Here is a 14289-nt window from a genome sequence, read left to right as displayed (position 1 = left end):
GTCATCCTCCTTGCAGGGCAGCCCACATTTCCCGATCGCGTTCGGCGGTCCAGATCACGGGGTCGTCGATCCCCGAGGCTTCGTCGAACGCGCGCGAGACGTTGAACGGCAGGCAGTGTTCGTAGATGGCGAAATTCGAGAACTTCGGGTCCATCACCGCGCGCGCCGCCGCCATCGTATCCTTGAGATTGCGGCCCTTGGCGACGGCGGCTTCCGCCGCGCCATAGAGGGTACTGACGAAATCGCGCGTCATCGCAATCGCATCGCGCCCGGTCGCAAGACCCTTGAGCGCATCGCCGCGCCCCGGCGCGATCGCCTTGGGATTGAAGGCACGAATCTCGTTCAGCGTCGCCGGCCATTCGCGCAAATAGGCGTCGCCGCAATAGCAGGCCGAATGATATTCGATCAGGTCGCCGGAAAACATCACTTCCGCGTCCGGCACCCAGGCCACGATATCACCCGAGGTGTGTCCGGCGCCGAGCTGCATCAGGCGCACCTCGCGCTTGCCGAGATAGATCGACATCTCGCCTTCGAACGCCAGCGTCGGCCAGGTCAGGCCGGGAATGCTCTCGGCATCCTGGAACAGCCGCGGAAAGCGGCCGTATTCGGAATCCCAATCCTGCTGGCCGCGTTCCAGGATCAGCCGGTAGGTTTCCTGCGAGGCGACGATGCCCTGCGCGTGATAGGCCGACGCGCCGAGCACGCGCACGGCGTGGTAATGCGACAGCACTACATATTTGATCGGCTTGTCGGTGACGGTGCGCACCCGCTCGATCACCTTGTTGGCCATCGCCGGCGTCGCCTGCGCATCGAACACGAGGCAGCCGTCGTCGCCGACGATCACGGCCGAATTGGGATCGCCCTCGGCGGTGAAGGCATAGAGATCGGTGCCGATCTCGGAGAAGGTGATTTTCTTCTCCGCCATGTCGGTCGTTGACGCGAAACCTTTTGCCATTAATTCCAGTCCTTTTGCGATAACCCTGAACCCACTTCGTTATTGCGAGGAGCGAAGCGACGAAGCAATCCAGCTTTGTCCTGGTCTATGGATTGCTTCGCTTCGCTCGCAATGACGCTTTTGATGATGTGCATATTTTCACTGCTGCTGCTGTTGTTGCTGGCTGGCGTCGAGCATCCGCCGTTTCGCCAGCGCGATCGCCTCCTCCAGCACGTCGAGATCGCCGATATGATTGGCCAGGATCAGCACTAGCGCCGCGTCCAGATCGGCGCTCGCTTCGTCGCTCAAGCCGCGATGCGCCTCGACGACGGCGCGAAAAGCGTCGTCCGGCTTGGCGAAATTCGAGCTGGTCGACAATGCCATGTTGCGCCTCAATTCATGCCGCATGCGCGCGCCAGGGCGGCGTCGAGCGCTGATCGCGTCGGGTATTTAAAACGCGCGGCGACATAACCGTCGGGCCGCAACAGATAGGCCGTGCCGGGCTCGGCGTCGTAACGCCTGGTGGCCAACCCTTGCGGATCCGAAAGGCCATCATCACCCCCGATCCGGATCACGCCGACGCCGTCGGGCGGATCGACCGCAGCGCCATTGGAAAACGCCAGCAGAGTGAACCGCGTCCCCGCTTTCACGAAAGCATCCGTCAGGAACATGGCATCGCCGGCGCGCGCGGCAACCGGTGCATCCGGCATCGAGGTACCCGGCTGCGGGCCGCCGCGCCAGATCTCGGCATCGGCACTGGACAGCGGCGATTGATAGATCGACGGCACCGACAGCCGACCGCCATTGATCATGCGCTTGCCGAATTCGGTCTCCCTGGCGAGCGACAGCACCGCTCTGCGCAGCCGCGCTTCCTGGCGGGACACCGGCGCCATGAAATCGGTCGAGCGGGTCGATTCCCTTATGTTCTCGTCGGCCGCCGCACTGCGCTCGGCGTGGTAGCTCTCGAGCAGGGCCTCCGGCGAAAGGTTTTTCAGCACGCGATCGAGCTTCCACGCCAAATTCTCGGCATCTTCGAGGCCCGAATTGGCGCCGCGGGCGCCGAACGGCGAGACCTGATGCGCGGAATCGCCGGCAAAGATCACGCGGCCGTGGATGAATTTATCCATGCGGCGGCACCGGAATTTATAGAGCGAGATCCATTCGAAATCGAACTTGTCATGCCCGAGCATGCGCGCGATCCGCGGCCGCACGTTCTCCGGCCGCTTCTCGACCACAGGGTCCGCGTCGGGATGAAGCTGCAGGTCGATCCGCCAGATGTTGTCGGGCTGCTTGTGCAAGAGCGCGGAGCGGCCGGCATGAAACGGCGGATCGAACCAGAACCAGCGCTCGGTCGGAAATTCCGCCGTCATCCTGACGTCGGCGATCAGGAACTGATCCTCGAACACCTTGCCGGAAAATTCCGCCCCCACCAATTGCCGCAGCGACGACCGCGCGCCATCGCAGGCGATCACATATTTCGCAGCGACCCGATAGGGCCCGTCCGGGGTTTCGATCGTCAGCACCGCGAGGTCGTTGCGCTGCTCCAGCGCCGTCACCTTGTTGCGCCAGCGCAGGTCGATCGCGGGAAGCTCGCGCACCCGGTCGACCAGATAGGCTTCGGCATAGAACTGCTGCAGGTTGATGAAGGCGGGCCGCTTGTGTCCCTGTTCCGGCAACAGGTTGAACTGGTAGAGCAGCGAAGCGCCGTGAAAGATCTTGCCGACGCTCCACACCACGCCCTTGTCGACCATGCGCTGGCCGATGCCGAGCCGGTCCCAATACTCCAGCGAACGCTTGGAAAAGCAGATCGCGCGCGAGCCTTCGCCGATCCGGTCCGCGTCGTCGAGCAGCAATACGGGCTGGCCGCGCTGCGCCAGATCGATCGCGAACGACAGCCCAACCGGTCCGGCGCCGACCACGACCACCGGATGCTCGGCGATATCGGCGCCGGCCCGATCCTGATCGGCGTGGCGCCGATAGCCGAACTGGATTTTGGATGGCGCCATGCGCTCAGTCTGCCCTGGCAAAGCGGCTCCGTTCCCGCTAGATAGTCATTCCGCTAGATAGTCGCATATGCAACTATCTAGCCTACCGGCATCCGCCGTCAACTCAAATTGGAGCGATTTTTTGCCAAGGGTGGTTTCAAGCGAGAGCATGGCCGGGAAGCGGGTGGAGAAGCGATCGGAACGGCGATCTGGCGTGGGTACTGGCTCGCGCCAGCAAAGCGCGTCCAAACCGGCCGCCAGCCTCGACCTGTTCAAATTTGCGCCCTTCCGGCTGAACCGGCTGGCGGCCGAGGTCTCCGCCGCGCTGTCGAGCGAGTACCGCGAGCGCTACGGGCTCGACATTCCGGAATGGCGGGTGCTGGCGACGCTGGGCTTCCGCAACGAAGCGTGCAGCGCGCAATACATTTCGCGTTGCACCCGAACCCACAAATCCACCATCAGCCGCGCCGTCACCACGCTGATGAACCGTCAACTCGTCGAACGCGTCGAGAACCAGGACGACCGCCGCGAGTTCCAGTTGCGGATGACCCCGAAGGGGAGCGCGCTGTACCAGCAATTGATCCCGCGGTTGTTGCGCCGGGAGCAGGAGATCCTGTCCTGCCTGTCGGTGCAGGAGCGCGGGCAATTCGCAAATGCGCTCGGCAAGATCGAGAAGAGCCTCGGGCTGGTGCAAACCAGCAAGGAGGCCGGGAAGACCGGGGAGTATTGATTGCTTCAACTGCCGTCATTCCGGGATGGTCCGCAGGACCAGACCTGGAATCTCGAGATTCCGGGTTCGATGCTGCGCATCGCCCCGGAATGACAGAAGCGTTTCAGTCCCCGCAACCACTCACTTTGCGGCCGTCACCACGATTTCCACGATATGCGGCGGTTCGAGATCGACGCCGATACAAACCCGCATTGGCGGGTTGGCGGTATCGACCCATTCGTCCCAGGCGCGGTTCATCTCGCTTTTCCGCTTCATGTCGGCGATGTAGACGATCGCCGAGAGTATCTTGCTCTTGTCGGTGCCGCACAAAGCGAGGCTCTCGTCGATGCGATGGAGCGCCTTGACGCTCTGCTCGTACATCGAGGCGGTTACCGGATCGGGCGCAACCGCCACGGTGAAAACGAGGTCGTCGTGCACGACGGCGCGGCTGCGGGTCGGCGTCAGGCCGGGAAAGCGTTTGATCATGGCTGTTTACCTCCATCGATATGCTTCGCGATCACGGGAATTAGAGTCCGGCATCGCTCGCTTCCTGCAACACCCTGCCGATCAGTCCGGCGTGGCGGATCTCGACGCTGGCGCCCCGGATCGCATCCGGGGCATGCTTCGCTCGAATAAGCGTTGCTATTTCACGAACGAGCGCGACGGCGGTAAATGCAGCGCGAATGCATCGCCCCTGTCGCTGGCGCGCGGATAGATGTCGCTGACGATCGGATCGTGTCCGGGGATGATGCGGTCGGGATGGCCCGCGAGCTGCTCGACGGTCTCCCAGCCCACGCACATGTCGCCGACATTGTAGACGATCGGAAACGGACTGCGGCGATGCAGATTCCCGAAGAAATGCAGGGCGTCCGACGCCAGCACTACCGGCCCGCGCGCGGTCTCGACTCGCACCACCTGCAGCCCGTCGGAATGGCCGCCGACCCGGTGCAGCGTCACGCCGGGCGCGACCTCGCCATCGCCGGAATGGAACGTGACACGCTCGCTGAAGACGTGGCGCACCATCAACGTCACATGCTCCACCGAAAACGGATGCCGCAGCGCGCCAAAACACATGCAGCGCCCGGTGGCATAGCTCATCTCGCGGTCCTGCAGATGGAAGCGCGCGTTCGGAAACAGATCGAGATTGCCGGCATGGTCGTAATGCAGATGGGTGACGACGACGTCCTTGATCGCGTCAGCCGCGACGCCGAAGCGCGCCAGCGCCTCGACCGGGTTGAGCGTCAGCTTGCGGTTGCGCAATTGCGCCTCGGCCGCGTTGAAGCCGGTATCGACCAGGATGTCGCGGCCGTGGCCTCGGATCAGCCAGACGAAATAATCGAGGTCCTGGGCGGTGGTCTCATGCGGATCAGGCACGAGGTAATTGAGGTGGGGCGTGCGCGGCGACATGGTGGCATAGCGCAGCGCGAAGATTTCGTAGGCGTGTCCCATCGGTTCCACTTCTTGCTGGTTGGGTTGCGGGGTCGAGCGAGTGGCTTGGCCCGCAACAAGCCATCGCCACGGCAAAAGGTCAAACCGGGCGGGGCGTGTCCAGCCGCCGTCATTCCGGGGCGATGCGAAGCGTCGAACCCGGAATCTCGAGATTCCGGGTCTGGTGCTAGCGCACCATCCCGGAATGACGGGCTTGGAGGGCTACGTCGCGTCGCGCCTCGTTACGACCGCGTTTTGACTCTAGGCTCCGCTCCCGAACCACCCCACTACCCGAAAGGGAACTCGCGTCGTTGCCCAACCACCCCGACGGCAGCGTTGGCGCCGAGCCCAACACGGCGGCTGGATTTGAAAGTTTTGTTGCGGCTAATTGACGGAATGGGCGGAGCTTTCGACAGTTGACAGGGCATGCCGGCCCGGTTTGATAATGCGGATTGCGTAGAGTAGGGTCGCCGAGGCGCGAGCTGGGATCGGCGCCCGTTTGCTGGACCGCCGTTGCATGAAAATTCCATTCGTCTTGCTTGTGACCTTGCTCGTTTCGGTCACGCCGACCGTGCCGTCGGCGGCTGCGGATCGCGGCGACCGGATCGCGCTGGTGATCGGCAATTCGAAATATCCCGACGCCGACGCGCCGCTGAAAGAGCCGATCAACGACGCCCGCGACGTCGCCGACGAGCTCAAGCGCGACGGCTTCAATGTCGAGATCGGCGAGAACCTGACCGGCGACGCGATGCGGCGCGCCTTCGACCGCCTTTACGGCCGCATCAAGCCCGGCTCGGTCGCGCTGATCTTCTTCTCGGGCTTTGGCGTCCAATCCAACCGCCAGAGCTTCATGATCCCGGTCGACGCCCAGATCTGGACCGAGGCCGACATCCGCCGCGACGGCTTCAGCCTGGAAACGGTGCTGGGTGAAATCAACAGCCGCGGCGCCGGCGTCAAGATCGCCCTGATCGATGCCTCCAGGCGCAACCCGTTCGAGCGCCGCTTCCGGAGCTTTTCGGCGGGGCTGGCGCCGGTGATCGCGCCGAACGGCACGCTGGTGATGTATTCGGCCGCGCTCTCCTCCGTCGTCTCGGACAATGGCAGCGACCGCAGCCTGTTCGTGCAGGAATTGCTCAAGGAAATCCGCGTTCCCGATCTGATGGCGGAGGAGACGCTCAACCGCACCCGCGTCGGCGTCACCCGCGCCTCGCGCCAGGAGCAGGTGCCGTGGATTTCCTCCTCGCTGGCCGAGGATTTCTCGTTCATCCCCGGCACCGGCGCGCACCCGTCGCCGGGCCCTGCGAAGCCAAGTCCTGCGATGCCAAGTCCTGCGGTTGCGGCGCTGCCCCAGCCCGCCGCCCCCGATCCCGCGCCGCCGCAGCTCCCGCCCTTGCCGCGCCAGGACCCGTTGCCGCCGCCAAAGGTCGAGATTCCGCCTCCGGCCGACAAGCCGGTGCCGAAGAGTGAGAGCTCGCCACAACTCGCGCTCGCCGACGACCCGACCATCAAGAGCCTGACCGACAAGCTCAACGCCAATCCCGACGATCAGAACGCGCTGTACCGGCGCGGGCAGGTTTATGCCTCCAAGGGGGCGTACGATCTCGCCATCAAGGATTTCGATGGCTCGATCCGGCTCAACCCCAAGGATGTCGAAGCCCTCAACAACCGCTGCTGGGCGCGCACCGTGATCGGCGACCTGCAGGCGGCGCTGAGGGATTGCAACGAGGCGCTTCGCCTGCGCCCGAACTTCGTCGACGCGCTGGACAGCCGCGGCCTCGTCAACCTGAAGAGCGGCCAGATCAAGAACGCCATTATCGATTTCGACGCCGCGCTGAAGATCAACCCGCGATTGACCTCCTCGCTGTACGGGCGCGGCCTCGCCAAGAAGCGCAATGGCGCTGGTTCCGAAGGGGATCTGGATATCGCCAACGCCAAGGCGATGGACCCCAATATTGTCAAGGAATACGCGGATTACGGGGTAAATTGACGGCAATTTAGGCCGAAAAAGCCGGCCTTTCCTCGAACCCCAAGGCGAGCTCTGGAGACACAAGGAGAGACGCCGCGACCGGCTTGTCCTTGTTTGGGGTGCGCGGCTTTTTCGGAACATTGATTGGAACGGCGCGGTCAGCGCAGGAGGGACTGGCAATGTCGATATTTTCTGGAAAGGGAACGGCCTTTCTCGGAAGGCAAACCCTTGTTGCGATGCTTTCGTTGCTGACGATCGGCGCAGCACTTTCCTTTGGCGTGGCGACCGCGGTCGCCGGCGATGACAATGTCACCGAGGATCAGATCGTTCGCGCCCTGGCGCCGGCCAAGAGGCCGCTGACCCGGGGCCTGTCGTTCGGTCCGCAGACCCAGACCGACCCGGCCGCGGACGCTGCCGAAGGGCGTCTACTGCAGAGCGTCCGCGGCCGGGCCACCCGCTCGCTTTCGGTTACCGAGCGCGAAGAGATCGCCACCGCCGCCAAGGACAAGCCGAATATCGATCTGGAAATCACCTTCGACTACAACTCGGCCGATATCAGCTCGAAATCGCTGCCGTCGGTGCAGGCGCTCGGCAAGGCGCTGACCAATCCCGACCTGAAGGGCTCGACCTTCGTCGTCGCCGGCCACACCGACGCCGCCGGCACCGAGGCCTACAATCAGGACCTGTCCGAGCGCCGCGCCGACTCGATCAAGCGCTATCTGGTCGATAAATATGGCATCGCCGGTTCCGATCTGGTCACCGTCGGATACGGCAAGAGCAAGCTCAAGGACCCCGGCAATCCCCTGGCCGAGGTCAATCGCCGCGTGCAGGTCGTGAACATGGCCAACAAGACCACCGCGTCCAAGTGACCGGCGCGGATGCCAGGTGAGGTTCCGCAGCACCGAGGCGTCCCGCACCACCGCGGGACGCTTTTCTCGTCATTGCGAGGAGCCAACGGGTCGCGCGAATGCGCGCCCGATGACAGGCTCCGCGACGAAGCAATCCAGCTTTTCGTCATTTCGGGATGGTACGTTAGGGTCAGACCGGGAATCTCGAGATTTTCCGATGTGCAACAGAGTTCGACGCGGAGCCTGTCATCGGGCCGCGCTTTGCGCGGACCCGTTGGCATCGCCGCGGAATGACCGAAGCCGGATTGCTTCGCGGAGCCTGTCATCGGGCGGCGCTTCGCGCCGACCCGGTGGCTCGCAATGACGGCCTAAATCCCCTATCGTATCAGCCAAACAGGTCTGGAATGATCCGGCGATGACGCTCACCGAATATGTAAAACCGGCGCTCGCCGTGGTCTTCTTCGCCGCTCTGGGCGGCGTATGGTACTGGTTCGAGCATCGCTCCCATCCGGAGGTAAAGGAAACGCCGGGTACCGCCCTCGTCGTGGTGACGAAATCGACCAATGCCTGCTTCTCCGATATGGTCCGCGGTACCGGCTACGTCGTGCCACGCCGGGAAGCGGTGGTTGGGGTCGATCAGGAAGGCTCGAAGGTCACCGACGTGTTCGTCCGCGAAGGCGATTTGGTCACCGACAATCAGGAGCTGGCCCGGCTGACGGCGCCGCCGCAGCAGCCCGGCGGCAGATCCTCAGCCGCACCGGTGTCGCTGCGCGCGCCGGCGGCCGGCCTCGTCACCGAGGTCAGGACCGTCGTCGGCGCACCGGCCTCGCCCCAGGCCGGGCCGATGTTCCGCATTGCCGTCAATAACGAGCTCGAGCTCGACGCCGAGGTGCCGGCGGTCCACATGCTGAAACTCAGTCCCGGCGCGACGGTGAGAATAAGCCGCGACAACGCGCCCGATCTCGTCGGACGGGTGCGGCTGGTTTCGCCGCAGATCGATCGCTCGACGCAACTCGGCCACGTCCGGATAGCCCTGGGCAACAATCCCTCGCTCAAGGTCGGCATGTTTGCCCGGGCCAATATCGACGCCAAGCGCAGCTGCGGTGTCGCCGTGCCTCGCACCGCCATTGACCATCTGACGGTCCAGGTGGTCAAAGGAAACACGGTGGAAACGCGCAAGGTCCGCACCGGCCTCGTGTCCGATACCTCGACGGAAATCCTTGAAGGCCTCGACGTCGGCGAAATCGTCGTGGCCGATGCTGGCTCTTCGCTGCATGACGGCGACCAGATCAAGACCGTGTTCGCCGAGGACCTCGATCGGACGCGGGTACGCTGATGGCTCTTAATGTTTCGTCATGGTCGATCCGCAATCCGCTGCCTTCCATCGTCTTTTCGATCATCCTTCTGGTGCTCGGCTGGGTCAGCTTCACCAAACTCGCGGTGACGCGGCTGCCGTCGGCCGACATCCCGGTGATCTCGGTCGCGGTCTCGCAGTTCGGCGCGGCCCCGGCGGAACTGGAATCGCAGGTCACCAAGACGATCGAAGACGGCGTCTCCGGCGTCGAGGGCGTGCGGCATATTTCATCGTCGATCACCGACGGGCTGTCGCTCACCACGATCCAGTTCGCGCTCGAGACCAACACCGACCGCGCACTGAACGATGTCAAGGACGCCGTGACGCGGGTGCGCGCCAACCTGCCGCAGAACGTCACCGAGCCGCTGATCCAGCGCGTCGACGTGATCGGCCTGCCGATCGTCACCTATGCCGCGATCTCGCCGGGCAAGACGCCCGAGCAACTGTCCTATTTCGTCGACGACGTCGTCAAACGCGCGCTGCAGGGCGTGCGCGGCGTCGCCCAGGTCGAGCGCATCGGCGGTGTCGAGCGCGAGATCCTGGTCTCGCTCGACCCCGACCGGCTGCAGGCCGCGGGGCTGACCGCCGTCAATGTCAGCCAGAGCCTGCGCGGCACCAATGTCGACCTCGCCGGCGGCCGCGCCGAGATCGGCAAGAACGACCAGGCGATCCGCACGCTGGCCGGCGCCAAGACGCTGAACGATCTGGCGGGAACCATGATCCCGCTGTTCGGCGGCGGCGAAGTGCGGCTGGACGATCTCGGCACCGTCACCGACACCATCGCCGACCGCCGCACCTTCGCCCGCTTCAACGGCGAGCCGGTGGTGGCGCTCGGCATCAAGCGCTCGAAGGGCGCCAGCGACGTGGTGGTTGCTGCTGCCGTGCAGAAGCGGATCGACGCGCTGAAGGCGGCCTATCCCGATGTCGACCTGAAACTGATCGACACCTCGGTGGAGTACACCAAAGGCAATTACGAAGCCGCGATCTCCACCCTGTTCGAGGGCGCGATCCTCGCCGTCATCATCGTGCTTTTGTTCCTGCGCGACATCAGGGCCACCGTCATCGCCGCGATCTCGCTGCCGCTGTCGATCTTCCCGGCGTTCTGGGCGATGGACATCCTGGGATTTTCGCTCAACCTGGTCAGCTTCCTCGCGATTACGCTGTCGACCGGCATTCTGGTCGACGACGCCATCGTCGAGATCGAGAACATCGTGCGCCATATGCGGATGGGCAAGTCGCCCTATCGCGCGGCGCTGGAGGCCGCCGACGAAATTGGCCTTGCCGTGATCGCGATCTCGCTGACCATCATCGCGATCTTCGCGCCCGCCAGCTTCATGTCGGGCATCGCCGGCCAGTTCTTCAAGCAGTTCGGCATCACGGTGTCGGTGCAGGTGTTCTTCTCGCTGCTCGCCGCCCGCTTCGTCACGCCGGTGCTGGCGGCATATTTTCTCAAGCATCATGACCACGACGATCCGCCGCCGGGCCGCGCCATGCACGCCTATGTCAGGCTCGTCACCTGGTCGGTGAACCATTATTTCATCACCGTGCTGATCGGCTTCGGCATTTTCGCCGCCTCGATCTGGAGCATCACGCTGCTGCCGCAAGGCTTCCTGCCGGCGCAGGACTCGGCGCGCTCGCTGCTGGCGATGGAACTGCCGCCGGGCACGCAACTCGCCTTTACCGAAAAGGTCACCGAGGACATCGTCGCGCGCCTGCGCCAGCGGCCGGAGGTCAAGAGCATCTTCGTCGACGGCGGAAGGGTGCCGCCCGGCACCTTCGAGGTGCGCCGCGCCGCGCTGATCATCAACTACACCCCGAAGACCGAGCGCAAGATCACCCAGCGCCAGCTCGAGCTGGAGATCGGCCAGGAACTCGAGGGCGTCCCCGACATCCGCTACTGGTTCCTCGACGAAAACGGCCTGCGCGCCATCTCGCTGGTGGTGACGGGGACCGACAGCAATATCGTCAACAACGTCGCCAGCGAATTGGCGACCCAGATGAAGCGGATTCCGATCATCTCCGACGTGATTTCGGAGACCGCGCTGGACCGGCCCGAACTGCGCATCCAGCCGAAGGCGGATCTCGCCGCCCGGCTCGGCGTCTCCACCGAGAGCCTGTCGCAGACCATCCGCGTCGCCACCATCGGCGACGTCGGCCCGGCGCTGGCGAAGTTCGACGCCGGCGATCGGCTGGTGCCGATCCGGGTCCAGCTCGAGGACACTGCGCGCGGCGATCTCGCCTTGCTCGAACAGCTGCGGGTGCCGCTCGGCCAGCACGGCGAAAAGGGCGGCGTGCCGCTGTCGGTGGTCGCCGACATCAAGCTCGACCAGGGCCCGACCAGCATCAACCGCTACGACCGGGAACGTCAGGCGACCGTCGCCGCCGACCTCGTCGGCTCCGCCGCGCTCGGCGACGCCACCAAGAAGATCTACGAACTGCCTGTGATGAAGACGCTGCCCAAGGGGGTCAAGGTCAGCCCCTCCGGCGACGCCGAAAGCCTGAACGAATTGTCGGAAGGCTTTGCCACCGCGATCACCGCCGGCCTGATGATGGTCTATGCGGTGCTGGTGCTGTTGTTCGGCACCTTCCTCCAGCCGATCACGATCCTGTTCTCGCTGCCGCTGTCGATCGGCGGCGCGATCGCGGCACTGCTCGTCACCGGCAAGCAGCTGACCACGCCGGTGTGGATCGGCATCCTGATGCTGATGGGCATCGTCACCAAGAATGCCATCATGCTGGTGGAGTTCGCGGTCGAATCGATGCGCGAAGGCAAGCCGCGCCACGAGGCGATCATCGACGCCGGGATGAAGCGCGCGCGCCCGATCGTCATGACCACGATCGCGATGGCCGCCGGCATGATGCCCTCGGCGCTGGCGTTCGGTGCCGGCGGCGAATTCCGCTCGCCGATGGCGCTCGCCGTGATCGGCGGCCTGGTGTTTTCGACTGCACTGTCGCTGGTGTTCGTGCCGGCGATGTTCATGCTGATGGACGACATCGGCGCGCTGTTCTGGCACTTCGGCAAGAAGCTTATCGTCTCACACCCCGAGAGCGAGCAGGCGAACGACCATGGCGGCGACCACCGCGAGCCGCCCCCGCCGCCGACCATCGTGCGTTCGCCGGCGGCGGAGTAGCATTTCCGCCGCACTCCTCAACGCTTTTCAGTACGATTCCACAGGGCCGCGCCGCATCGCGCTGATATCTTCGGCCATGCCGGTGGGCGGGGCGGCGTCCTCGGCGGAAGGCGGAACGATCAGGGCGACAAAACCCTGCGTCGCACCGGGCTGGCCCAAGAGCGTCGACTCCAGCACGAACTCGGTTCTGACATAGCGGGAAGCCCGTGCCGCGGCGGCTTCCATCGCGGCGACACAATGCTCGTCGCCATCGAAGCACAGGGCCGCCCATCCCCGTTCGAACTTGGTCTGCGGCGGCAAACTCTCGGTATGGGGGTGGACAAGCCGCACGTCATACACAGGATGGTCCGGGCTGTAGAAAGCCATGGCGAAGGCGAGGCCATCGTCGCCGCCGACGGCCGGAAGCGCCGCACGAGACTGCTGATGCCATTGCCGGGTCAATTCCATCGCGGACGCCTGATAGAAATTGCGTCCCTCGTTCAGGGGATGGAAGTTCCGATAGAGCGCGTGAACCGGCGCCACCACGACGGCGGCAAGCACCGCGATGCCAATGACAGCGACCGCCAGATTGACCGAATAAAAGCGTTCGATCGGATAGCTTGCGCCGCAGACAATCAGAATGGCGAACAGGAAAAGCCCCTGCAGCGCCCAGATCGGAGGCATATCGGCGCCCAGCCCGACCGCCGCGATGGCTGGAAGAACGAGTGTCCCGACGCTGACAAGGAAGAGCAGCAACAGGCCGGGGTTCAGGTTGCGAAAATCCTGCGGAAACTTCTTGAGACGGTCGCCCGCTATCAGAATCCATGCCGCGGTCGGGATCACCAGCACGAGCGCAACGCCGAGAATAAAGAGAAGCGGTTCAATCAGCGGAGGGACATGGGCCTTGCCGGCATGTCGTTCAAGCGCATAGGCGAACGGCTGTGCTCCGGTCGTCGCCAGCCAGACCAAATGCGGCGCGAGCGCGGCCATTCCTGTGATCGTCGAAATCCAGGGAGCCCACGAGCCGAAATAGGCGCGGCGCTGCGGATGACACATCGCGGCGAGAAGAAAGCTTGTGATGAGAAACACCGAATAGTATTTGCCCAGCATCGCGAGCGCGGCGGTTGCGCCGGCGGCGACGGCCCATCCGATCTCGCGGGTTTCAAACGACCGCAGGAAGCAATAGGTGGCGATCGGCCACGCCGCCAGCAGAACCGCGTTGGCGTTGAAGCGCTGGGCGTGAAACTGGTACGCCGGCAGCAGCATGAGGAGCAACAGCACGACAATTCTCTTGTCGCCCCTTGCGAAGTGGCGCGTGATGAGATCGACGGCCCACAGCGCAATCGCCGAATTGGTCACCGCCAGCAACTGAAACGACCAATTGCTGAGCGGAAAGACCGACGTCCATGCGCGTGCGACCCATCCCATCAGCGGGGGATGTTTGGAGTAGCCCCATTCGATGCCGCGTCCGAGCGTCCATGTCTCGAGAACGTCGGGATGCAGATCGCCGCCGAGATAGGCGATGACCAGAAACGCCTGCCAAACCGCGATAAATCCGATCAGCAGGAGCGGAATGGCCCAGCCCGCTTCGATCCCGTCCATCCAGACCAGAAACGGTCTTCGCCAGCGCGCCGGGGAAATTTCCGAACGCGCGGCCATCTCTGAGAACGCAATACACATGGCCCAGAAACCCACACACAGTGACTCGCGGCGCGCAGCAGGCAAACGCAATCGGTCCGCCTCCGCGCTGGGAGCGAAGCTGGCAAAACCGATCGAGCACTGCTGCGCGTCGTGTTTCTGATTGTTAAAAGATGTTCATGTTCCAATTCAAAATTTTTGGTGTCTCAATTGAGATCATGTGCGCTCAAAAAAATGTTCGCCAAACTGCACTCGCCGTCCGCAGGTGCCAAAAAACAATTTGAGTCAACGACTTTCCGCACTCGCAGCTCTCCCCG

The 14289-nt window shown here is 64.0% G+C and carries 11 protein-coding genes; 5 read left to right on the top strand and 6 right to left on the bottom strand.

The window, feature by feature from the left end; translation table 11 throughout:
- Position 1 precedes the first annotated feature (1 nt).
- The 3 genes from B5525_RS11675 to B5525_RS11665 all read right to left on the bottom strand — a co-directional run bounded on the left by B5525_RS11675 (position 2) and on the right by B5525_RS11665 (position 2940).
- On the bottom strand, positions 2 to 955 hold the full coding sequence (locus tag B5525_RS11675; protein ID WP_079566142.1) for an MBL fold metallo-hydrolase: 954 nt from the start codon (positions 953 to 955) through the stop codon (positions 2 to 4).
- Positions 956 to 1093: 138 nt separating this feature from the next.
- On the bottom strand, positions 1094 to 1318 hold the full coding sequence (locus tag B5525_RS11670; RefSeq protein ID WP_079566141.1) for a DUF2783 domain-containing protein: 225 nt from the start codon (positions 1316 to 1318) through the stop codon (positions 1094 to 1096).
- An 8-nt stretch (positions 1319 to 1326) separates the two neighbouring features.
- Positions 1327 to 2940, bottom strand: a complete 1614-nt coding sequence (locus tag B5525_RS11665) for an FAD-dependent oxidoreductase (RefSeq protein ID WP_079566140.1) — start codon at positions 2938 to 2940, stop codon at positions 1327 to 1329.
- Positions 2941 to 3070: 130 nt separating this feature from the next.
- On the opposite strand from B5525_RS11665, the gene B5525_RS11660 reads away from it, so the two are divergent.
- On the top strand, positions 3071 to 3649 hold the full coding sequence (locus tag B5525_RS11660; protein ID WP_425305302.1) for a MarR family winged helix-turn-helix transcriptional regulator: 579 nt from the start codon (positions 3071 to 3073) through the stop codon (positions 3647 to 3649).
- A 120-nt stretch (positions 3650 to 3769) separates the two neighbouring features.
- Here the strand turns inward: B5525_RS11660 and B5525_RS11655 are convergent, their stop codons facing one another.
- Positions 3770 to 4114 (bottom strand): RidA family protein, encoded by a 345-nt coding sequence (locus tag B5525_RS11655; protein WP_079566138.1) that lies wholly within the window; start codon positions 4112 to 4114, stop codon positions 3770 to 3772.
- Between the two features lie 156 nt (positions 4115 to 4270).
- Positions 4271 to 5077 (bottom strand): N-acyl homoserine lactonase family protein, encoded by an 807-nt coding sequence (locus B5525_RS11650; RefSeq protein ID WP_079566137.1) that lies wholly within the window; start codon positions 5075 to 5077, stop codon positions 4271 to 4273.
- Positions 5078 to 5573: 496 nt separating this feature from the next.
- Between B5525_RS11650 and B5525_RS11645 the strand changes: the two genes are divergently transcribed.
- The 4 genes from B5525_RS11645 (at position 5574) to B5525_RS11630 (ending at position 12355) form a co-directional block, all read left to right on the top strand.
- Entirely contained in the window at positions 5574 to 7043 is a 1470-nt protein-coding gene (locus B5525_RS11645) for a caspase family protein (protein ID WP_079566136.1), read from the top strand.
- 158 nt (positions 7044 to 7201) lie between these two features.
- Positions 7202 to 7891 (top strand): OmpA family protein, encoded by a 690-nt coding sequence (locus B5525_RS11640; RefSeq protein WP_079566135.1) that lies wholly within the window; start codon positions 7202 to 7204, stop codon positions 7889 to 7891.
- A gap of 394 nt (positions 7892 to 8285) precedes the next feature.
- The gene (locus tag B5525_RS11635) at positions 8286 to 9206 is read left to right on the top strand and encodes an efflux RND transporter periplasmic adaptor subunit (protein ID WP_079566134.1); all 921 of its coding nucleotides are present in this window, start codon (positions 8286 to 8288) and stop codon (positions 9204 to 9206) included.
- Entirely contained in the window at positions 9206 to 12355 is a 3150-nt protein-coding gene (locus B5525_RS11630) for an efflux RND transporter permease subunit (protein WP_079566133.1), read from the top strand. Before B5525_RS11635 ends, B5525_RS11630 begins: the two co-directional genes overlap by 1 nt.
- A gap of 27 nt (positions 12356 to 12382) precedes the next feature.
- Here B5525_RS11630 and B5525_RS11625 read toward each other — a convergent pair whose 3' ends face one another.
- On the bottom strand, positions 12383 to 14014 hold the full coding sequence (locus B5525_RS11625) for a glycosyltransferase family 39 protein (protein ID WP_079566132.1): 1632 nt from the start codon (positions 14012 to 14014) through the stop codon (positions 12383 to 12385).
- Between the last annotated feature and the right edge of the window lie 275 nt (positions 14015 to 14289).

Source organism: Bradyrhizobium erythrophlei (assembly GCF_900129505.1).
GTDB lineage: Bacteria > Pseudomonadota > Alphaproteobacteria > Rhizobiales > Xanthobacteraceae > Bradyrhizobium > Bradyrhizobium erythrophlei_D.
The sequence above is the reverse complement of the archived record's forward strand: the minus strand, read 5'-3'. Positions and strand labels throughout refer to the sequence as shown.